This window comes from Streptomyces sp. NPDC054834 (genome assembly GCF_053611185.1).
This window is the reverse complement of record NZ_JBSGZV010000006.1, coordinates 303,827-311,060: the sequence shown is the minus strand read 5'-3', so window position 1 is coordinate 311,060 and position 7,234 is coordinate 303,827. Positions and strand designations below refer to the sequence as shown.

Annotated in this window: 7 protein-coding genes; 3 read left to right on the top strand and 4 right to left on the bottom strand. The window is 71.2% G+C overall.

Annotated features, from left to right (window positions below):
• Window positions 1-112 precede the first annotated feature (112 nt).
• Window positions 113-487: a hypothetical protein gene (locus ACWGJM_RS11845; protein WP_453411491.1), complete on the bottom strand. Its 375-nt coding sequence runs from the start codon at window positions 485-487 to the stop codon at window positions 113-115.
• A 637-nt stretch (window positions 488-1,124) separates the two neighbouring features.
• Here ACWGJM_RS11845 and ACWGJM_RS11840 point away from each other — a divergent pair.
• Window positions 1,125-1,469, top strand: coding sequence for a MerR family transcriptional regulator (locus tag ACWGJM_RS11840; protein WP_453411490.1), 345 nt, complete (start codon window positions 1,125-1,127; stop codon window positions 1,467-1,469).
• Between the two features lie 124 nt (window positions 1,470-1,593).
• Here ACWGJM_RS11840 and ACWGJM_RS11835 read toward each other — a convergent pair whose 3' ends face one another.
• Entirely contained in the window at window positions 1,594-2,031 is a 438-nt protein-coding gene (locus ACWGJM_RS11835) for a GtrA family protein (RefSeq protein ID WP_453411515.1), read from the bottom strand.
• A 223-nt stretch (window positions 2,032-2,254) separates the two neighbouring features.
• Window positions 2,255-2,887 (bottom strand): PepSY domain-containing protein, encoded by a 633-nt coding sequence (locus tag ACWGJM_RS11830; RefSeq protein ID WP_453411489.1) that lies wholly within the window; start codon window positions 2,885-2,887, stop codon window positions 2,255-2,257.
• A gap of 136 nt (window positions 2,888-3,023) precedes the next feature.
• Between ACWGJM_RS11830 and ACWGJM_RS11825 the strand changes: the two genes are divergently transcribed.
• Both ACWGJM_RS11825 and ACWGJM_RS11820 read left to right on the top strand, forming a co-directional pair.
• Window positions 3,024-3,701: a response regulator transcription factor gene (locus tag ACWGJM_RS11825; protein ID WP_453411488.1), complete on the top strand. Its 678-nt coding sequence runs from the start codon at window positions 3,024-3,026 to the stop codon at window positions 3,699-3,701.
• Between the two features lie 61 nt (window positions 3,702-3,762).
• On the top strand, window positions 3,763-5,133 hold the full coding sequence (locus ACWGJM_RS11820) for an ATP-binding protein (protein WP_453411514.1): 1,371 nt from the start codon (window positions 3,763-3,765) through the stop codon (window positions 5,131-5,133).
• 128 nt (window positions 5,134-5,261) lie between these two features.
• On the opposite strand, the gene ACWGJM_RS11815 is transcribed toward ACWGJM_RS11820, so the two are convergent.
• Window positions 5,262-7,196 carry an ArnT family glycosyltransferase gene (locus tag ACWGJM_RS11815; protein ID WP_453411487.1) on the bottom strand — a complete coding sequence of 645 codons (1,935 nt, stop codon included), beginning with the start codon at window positions 7,194-7,196 and terminating at the stop codon, window positions 5,262-5,264.
• Window positions 7,197-7,234 lie beyond the last annotated feature (38 nt).

Below are 7,234 nucleotides of genomic sequence, written 5' to 3'. Positions count from 1 at the left end.
GGACCGGGGGGGGGCCCCGGCCCCCGCGCGGGGCCCGGGCCCCCACCGCTGTGTCGACGTCCGTTCGCAAACCGCTGACCGGGCAGCGGGGCAGCGGGGCAGCGACAGCGTCTCACCGGTCGAAGTAGCTGAGATCGCCCACGGTCCATGCGCTGACGTCCTTGATCGCGACTCGGTACATGCCGCCCGTCTCCGGGATCCCGAGGCTGCCTTGCAGGATCCGGGCGAGATGAAAGTGCAGATGCGTGGGCGCCTCACCGGGACCGGGCCGGTTGCCTCGCGGACCGCGGACGAAGACGTCCGAGAACGCGCCGAGATGGTCCGAGTCCTTCAGGACTTCCGCCACCCGCTCCCGCCACACGGCCTCGGGAGCCAGCCGGCCAGTGATGACGGCACCGCCGACGACCACGGTCAGCGACATCTGATTGCTTGGCTCGGACTCCACCGCGGCGGAGATGGCGATGAGCAGCTCATCAGGGTTCGACATGGCAGCAGAGCTTATTCGGTCCACCCGTACCGGTACCGCCCGCGGGGCATGAAGCGGTTGCGCCGGACGACAGGGGACGACTCCCGACCAACCGGTGAGGGCCGACCGCGGCAGGGCATGTCTCCGCCGGAAGGATGAAATCTACTGTTGCCAGAGTAGACATTGGTCCCTGACATGGGTACGGTTTCTCTCGTAGACACGGTCGAAGGAGATCCACCAGACACGAACTGGTGGGTGACTGAATACGAAGTACGCAGGTCAGTGCGGCTCACGAGCCTCGAAGCCAAAGCGTTCCCAGGATGGCGACGGGACTGAGAGCCACACTGGGCGGCTCGCACGTCGAGGAGCTGCCGGCAGCAGTACCGGTTCATTCAGTGGTTGGTACGAGAGGAATGGAGGAGCAGACGCCATCAGGATCGCCCGGTCCGAGAAGCTCTCGGCCCGGGTACCGCAAGACCCCGGAATGGAAGGTGGTCCCCGGTCACGCAGCTGCGATCCCCGCTCCGCCCTGCAGGGCCGGGTAGCGGAAACAGAAGGTCGGCACAGCAGTAGGGCCGACAGATGGTGTTGAATTTCCTTCGGGGCCCTGGTGCCGTACGGCACCAGGGCCCCTCGACGCATTGCACAGCGAGGTGACATGACATCGGACAACCCCCTGAATGATCGTCTGGACGACGACGACTACCCGGCTTACACGATGGGCCGGGCAGCCGAGATGCTCGGCACCACCCCGGCCTTCCTGCGAGCCATCGGTGAGGCTCGTCTGATCACTCCGCTCCGCTCGGAGGGGGGTCATCGCCGGTACTCCCGCTACCAACTGAGGATCGCGGCCCGCGCCCGCGAGCTCGTCGACAAGGGGACTCCGATCGAGGCTGCGTGCCGCATCGTCATCCTCGAGGACCAGCTCGAGGAAGCACAGCGCATCAACGTCGCATACCGCCGTGCCGCCAGCGAATCGGCGGGCAGTTCCGGCTCCGGCTGAACACGCGGGCGCGGCCGTATCCGGAACGCCGGAGTAGCGGCGATCGTCCAAGCGCCGTCGCTTCCGCTCGAAGAGCGCGCCCGCGGTGTCGTCGTGGGGCCAGGACGGGATCAGGGCGAAGTGGTCAGGCCGCGGAATCGGCGAAGACGAACAGGCGCAGCACCAGGAAACGTCCGGTTCCGGCGAGCCCGGCGGCGCTGAGGTAGACGGCTTGCTCGGGAAAGACCCCCGGTGACGGCTGCACTATGTGCAGAACGGCCATCGCGGCGCAGGTCACCGCGTAGGCGGCAGCGGCCGACCCCGCGGACTGCCAGTGCCGGCGCCATCCGGCGCGCCGCCCGGCCCCGAAGGTGAAGCGTGCGTGGAGCTCCGTACAGAGGAGGGTGGAGGCGACGGTTATCAGCGCGTTCGCCACCACCCAGGACATCAGGGCAGCGCACAGCGACACAGCGGCACTTGAGGCGAGCCCGACACCGCCACCGCACAGGACGAAACGGGCGAAGGCAGTGGTCGGACCGGGAACGACCGGGGTCCACCGTGCGTCGTTCTGGTCGGTCGCCATCCGCCCCGGACGCGGCGTGACCCGTGTGCCACACCGTGTTTCGCGCGCCGTCTCCGGCTTGGACGCGAGCGGCGGCTTCATGGGTTTCCTTCCGGGCGGGGTGACTGTGAACCTCTGGTGCGGGCTGGGTCGGCCCATGCCGTTGCGCGCTCGTGGCGCCAAGGCGGTGCACCCCCGAGCCGAGGGTGGGTCGCGCCGCATCCTCGGCTCGGGGGCTGGGCCGTCAGCTCGCCGCGTCCGAGGTGGCCGACGCGACGGTATTGCCGGTCACCGTGCCGGTGGCACCCTCGATGGTGACCAGGTGCAGGACGCCGTCGGTGCCCAGCACCTCGACCTCCCACGCGCTTCCGCCACCCTGCTCTGCGATCACGCGCAGCGCCTCCGTCTTGCCACCGGAAACCGCCTTGCCCGCGGCCTTGATCGCCGCCTCGGCCGAAACCGCCGGCAGCGGCGCGGGCGCGAGGGCCCCCTCAGTGCTCTGACCGCTCTGACCGCTCTGACCGCTCTGGGTGCCCTGGCTGTTGCCACCGAGCCTGGATTCGTCGTTCTGGCCGCCGCGACCGCCTCGTGCCTGCCCGTATGCGCCCTGCCGGCCGTCGTCGCCGCCCGCCCGCCTGTGCTCTGCCGCGAACTGGCCGTGCTCGCCCTTTTCACCGTGGCCGTGGTGGACGACCGCAGCGACGCCGGTCGCGGCCGCGGCCGCCAGGAGAACGGCGGCGCCGAGGACGGCCCCACGACGCCGGCTCACCCGCGGGAGGCGCGCCCGGAAGGTCTTGGCCGACTTGGCTGACTTCGGCAGCGCGACCGGTGAGTCCGGCGTCGACTCCGGCTGCTGTGGCGGTTCGGGTTGGGACATGCTCGGGCTCCTGATCGCCTCGACCGGCCCGGTGCCGGCGGCTGCGATCAGCTTGGAATGCCGTTGCTGAAGCCAGGCTGAAGGTGGCTGAAGGCGTCTTCAGCCGGCGCCAGTCCGGCGTGCGAGGCTGTATGCCGTGCGCGTACTGGTAGTCGAGGACGAGAAGCGGCTGGCCGCCACTCTTCAACGAGGTCTCATGGCCGAGGGGTTCACCGTCGATGTCGCCCACGACGGCAACCAGGGACTGTGGCTCGCCCTGGAGCACAGCTACGACGTGGTCGTGCTCGACATCATGCTGCCCGGCCTCAACGGCTACCGTGTCTGCGCCAGGCTGCGCTCGGCCGGGAGCGACACACCGATCCTGATGCTCACAGCCAAGGACGGGGAGTACGACGAGGCTGAGGCGCTGGACACCGGTGCCGACGACTTCCTGTCCAAGCCGTTCTCCTACGTCGTCCTGGTCGCCCGGCTCCGCGCGCTCCACCGTCGTACCGGCCACCGGGTCCCTCCGACATTCCGGCTCGGTGACCTGGTGATCGATCCGGCCGGCCGCACATGCGTCCGTGGTGGCACCGAAGTCCGGCTCACCGCGCGGGAGTTCGCCATTCTGGAGTACCTGGCACGCCGTGCCGGCGAGGTGGTGTCCAAGCGCGAGATCCTCGAACACGTCTGGGACTCGGCCTTCGAGGCGGACCTCAATCTCGTCGAGGTCCACGTCAGCGCCGTACGCCGCAAGATCGACACCTCCTTCGGGCGCTGCGCCCTGGAGACCGTCCGCGGCGCCGGCTACCGACTGGCGGCCGACGGTGGCTAGACGACTCGTCCCCCGCGCCGGCGAGACACCGGCAGCGATCCGGCGCCTGCGCTTCGCCGCCGTGAGGCTCGTACGACACCCGTGGCCGGGATCGGTGCGGGCCCGGGCGACGCTCGGGGCGACCGCGGTCGTCGCCCTCGCACTGACCGCGGCCTCCTTCGCGCTGTTCGCCATTCTGCACGCCGACCTCCAGCGCAACGCCAACGACGCGGCCACCGCGCAGGCGGACACCGTCGGTCAGCTGGCCGCCCAGGGCAAGCTGCCCGACCTGCTGCCCCTCACCCACGGCGCCGACTTCATCCAGGTCGTCGACAGCAGCGGGCGCGTGGTGGCCGCCAGCCAGAACCTCGCCGGCCGCCCGGCCGTCGCCCACCTGCGCCCCCATGAGGGCAAGCTGCGCGCCACCTGGTCCGGCGAGCCGTTCGGCGAAGGACACCGCCAGCGGATCGTCGCCGTCACCGCCCAGACCCCCGGCGGCGCGGTCACCGTGTACGCGGGCACGTCGCTGCGGGACGCGGACGCGGCCGACGAGATCACCAAGGCCGCGCTGGGCATCGGCACACCGCTGCTGCTGGCCACGGTCGCCCTGGTCACCTGGTGGGTGACCGGCCGGGCCCTGCGTCCGGTGGAAGCCATCCGCTCCGAGGTCGCCGAGATCACCGGACACGCTCTGCACCGCCGCGTCCCGGTACCGGCCGCCCAGGACGAAGTCGCCCGCCTCGCCCGCACCATGAACGTCACCCTCGACCGCCTGGAGGACGCAGTCGTCCGCCAGCGCCGGTTCATCGCCGACGCCTCGCACGAACTGCGCAGCCCCATCACCGTCCTGCGCACCCAGTTGGAGGTCGCCCTCGCCCATCCGGATCCGGCCCTGTGGCCTGACCTGGTCAGCGACGCCCTGGAGGACACCGTCCGGCTCCAGGACCTCGCCTCCGACCTGCTGCTCCTCGCCCGTCTGGATGCGGCCGAGCCGGTCAGCCGCCTCCCGCTGGACATGGCCGAACTCTGCCGTACGACCGTTGCCGCGCGTCACGGCGACCGGCTCCCCATCGACACCAGGCTGCAACCCGGCATCACCGTAGAGGGGAACCGGGGCTGGCTGGTCAGACTCCTCACCAACCTCCTCGACAACGCCCAACGGCATGCCGATCGCCGCATCGAACTGGCGCTGCACACAGACCTTGACGCCGGCATGGCCGTACTGAAGGTGACCGACGACGGACCCGGCATTCCCGATGCCGACCGTGAGCGGATCTTCGAGCGCTTCACCCGCCTTGACGACGCCCGCAGCCGGGACCTCGGCGGAGCCGGCCTCGGGCTGGCCATCGCCCGCGACATCGCCCATCAGCACCACGGCACTCTCCGCGTCGAACCCCACCGGTACGGCGCCGGCATCGTCGCCCGCCTCCCGCTGTCGCCATCCGGGCCCTGAAGCGGACGCTCGGGTCCGACGGCGATCGCCGCATCCACCCCGCGACTTCGAGTGGATCGCCGCCGTCACCGGCCTCGTGGTCTGTCAGCCCAGGTGATCACCGAGGGCAGTGGAAAGGGCCGGGCGCCTCATCTCTGGGGGGCGCAGTCGTAGAGGGTGAAGCTGCCGTCGGTGCGGACGCCGTAGGCGGGGGGCCGGATTCGGGCGCAGTGGGACTTCACCCAGGTGGTGGCGGGAGTGGTGGGGCGCTGGGTGGTGAGCAGCGCATAGCGCAGCTGGTGGGCGGTGACGAGGCTGCCGAGCTGCTGGGCGGTCGGGAAGGGGGTGCTGCCGGTGAAGCCGCCCATGACGAGGATGGGCTCGGACTTCGCGCGCAGTAGGGGCTCGGCGGTGTAGGCGGCCTGGGTGGCGAGCAGGTACTTCTCGCCGTGGCGGTGCGTGGTGAGGTAGTCGAGCAGGGCGGTGTCGCGGGCGCTGGGCCGGTCGAGCCCTATCCTCCGCGGAGCGTGACGGGGATGCTCGTTGTACGACTTGCCGACCGGACCGGTCATCGGCGAGGTGGCGGCGCCCGCGTAGAGCGGGTCGAGGCCGGAGACGGCCCAGCCGGCCGGTACGACCAGGGTGGCCGCGATCCCGGCGGCGAGGGCGGCGTGGATCATCCGCGGGGAGGTGCGCGGCCCGCGGCTCCACAGGCCCACCACGCCGCACAGCGCGAGCATCACAGCGACCGGCAGCAGCCAGGAGACGAATCGGGTCGGCCAGTCGAGCACCAGCGCCCACGCCGCCGTCAGCGCGATCGCCGTCGGCAGCGCCAGGTGTCGCCGGCCGGCCGCCTCGTGCTCCGCCGCCGGCTCCGGCTCGTACTTCGCCTCGTACTCCGAGCGGAAGAGCGCGAGGCCGCCGCCGGCCAGTGCGGCGAGCGCCGGGGCGATGACGGCCATGTAGTAGGCGTGGTTGCCGTTGGAGGCGCTGAACACCACGATGTGCACGGCCAGCCAGCCACCCCACAGCAGAAATCCCGCGCGCGGCAGGTCGGTTCGCGGTAGCCCGGCGCGCCGGACGACGCCCAGGACCGCGGCGAGCACGGCGAGCGGCAGCAACCAGGCGACCTGCGGGCCGACCGTGTCGTTGATCAGCATGTCCCAGCCGGTGTTGCCGGTGGTGCGGCTGGCTGCGGTGCCCGCGACGGCGCCGAACGCGGTGGGATCGCTGCTGAAGCGGCTCAGGCCGTTGTAGCCGAAGACCAGGGCGAAAGGATCGTTGTCGGACGTTCCGTCGAGGTACGGGCGGTCGGCGGCCGGTGTCGCCGAGGCGATCAGCATCCAGGAGCAGGAGACCGCCAGCGCGACCGCCCCGCCCACCAGGACGCGCACAGCCCGGTGCAACGGCCTGCCGGGCGCGACGAGTTGGTACACGGCGGCGAAGACCGGCAGCACCAGCCACGCCTGGAGCATCTTCGCCTGGAAGGCGAGCCCGACCCAGATCCCGCAGGTGATCAGCGGCAGCAGCCGCTCGGTGCGCACCGCCTTCTGCAGTGCTCCGGCGGCCGCCACCAGGAGCAGAGTGAGCGCGGTGTCCGGGATGGTGGCACGGTTGAGCGCCACGGTGACCGGGGTGAGTGTGAGCGCCAACGCGGCGATCAGCGCGGCGAACGGACCGGCCCAGGCCCGTACGATCCGGTGCAACAGCCATACGGTGAGCACGCCCTCGACGACCTGCGGAAGCGCGGCCGCCCAGGTGTGCGGGCCGAAGAGCCAGACGGAGACGGCGTCGGGCCAGAAGGCGCCGGGCAGCTTGTCGATGCTGATCGAACCGGCGGCGTCGAGCCCGCCGAAGAAGAACGCACGCCAGCTGCCGGCCATCGAGCGTATCGCCGCACCGTAGAAGGGGTGGAGCGCGGCGTGCCCGATGCCCCAGGAGTACAGCACCGTGGCGACGGCCAGCACCGCGGCGAGCGCCGGGCGCTCCCAGCGCGGGGCGTCCTCCGGCCGGTCGGAGGGGCGGTTCGCCGCTCGCCGGTCTTGCTGCGCTCCGGTGGGCTGGGCGGCGGGGATGGCGGTCATGGCAGTGGTCCTCGGATCGGCAGGTCAGGTGAAGCGGC